We start from the raw sequence: 1111 nt of genomic DNA on the forward strand, positions 1-1111 counted from the left end.
GTGTCATTTTTAAATCAAAATAGCCGGCCTCTTTTTGTTGGTTTTCAGGAAATTTTATTTCATAAACAAATCCTGTTGCACCGCCTGCTTCTTGCGCAAGGCTAGCCGTTGGCCATGTACTAAGTGTTATGATTGAGATGAGAATCGTTGTTACTATGTATGTTAGTTTATTTTTCATAAAATTTCCTTCTTCCATTCTATACTCTAAACAAGATCACTGATTCCAATAAAGGAACCAGTATCTTGAGTATTGACTATTTTTCTTTTATTATCTTTTATTTTGTTGGAGTTTCTGGAACTTCTGGAGCAGCTGGTGCTGGAGTGTACTCGATTGACCAAGTAATATCCGCAACATATTTACCTTTAACGATGTTTTGTCCAGCTGGAACTGTTAATTCAACAGAATCGCCTGCTAAACCAGTAGAAGCTTCTGCAAGAGTATTTTTAGCATCTGCAGTTGATGTTCCAAATTCAGCGTAGAAAGTACCTAAACCGCGGGCACCTGTTGATTCAGCCGTATTATTATCAAGAACAACTTGACTTACTCCGTCTTGAGATAAAACAAAGTCTGCTGGACGAGTTTTTGGCCAGTTTGCTTCTCCCATCTCTGAATTAAGGAAGCCATTAGAATAAGCAATTGTTGCGTTTTCTAATTTATTTGAACCATTGGTAAATTGTTTTGTCATTGCTGCTTTGATTTGGTAAGTGTGGTCATTTCCTGCACGTTTGTCTGTCCATTGTACATAGTTACCACGTGTTACAGTTGTACCATCTGTCAAAGTTAACGTAACAGGATTTGCTTTAGCTGTTGTTGGTTTTGATGATACACCAATTTTTTGGTTAGGGAAGATCACGTTAGAAACAACATCGATCGTGATTGGTCCACCATCAGGGTTAACAGTGATATCTGGATTTTCATCTGGATCTACTTTAGTTCCATCTGGATCTTCAGGATCACCAGGTTCATTTTTACCGTTGTCTTCTTCGTATGTTACTTCACCTTTACCAGTTAACGATTTTGCTTCTGTTTCGGCATTTGCCGCCATTGGTGCTAAAGCTCCTGTTGTGATTGCTGCTACTACTGCTACTGAACATAATGTTTTGAATTTCA

1 protein-coding gene is annotated in these 1111 nt (G+C 38.2%); it reads right to left on the reverse strand.

The features are described from left to right. Nucleotides 1-275 precede the first annotated feature (275 nt). Nucleotides 276-1111: WxL domain-containing protein (locus tag BCR21_RS06070; protein ID WP_069645594.1), on the reverse strand; the 836-nt coding region annotated here is incomplete at its 5' end.

The organism is Enterococcus ureasiticus (genome assembly GCF_001730285.1).
GTDB lineage: Bacteria > Bacillota > Bacilli > Lactobacillales > Enterococcaceae > Enterococcus_L > Enterococcus_L ureasiticus.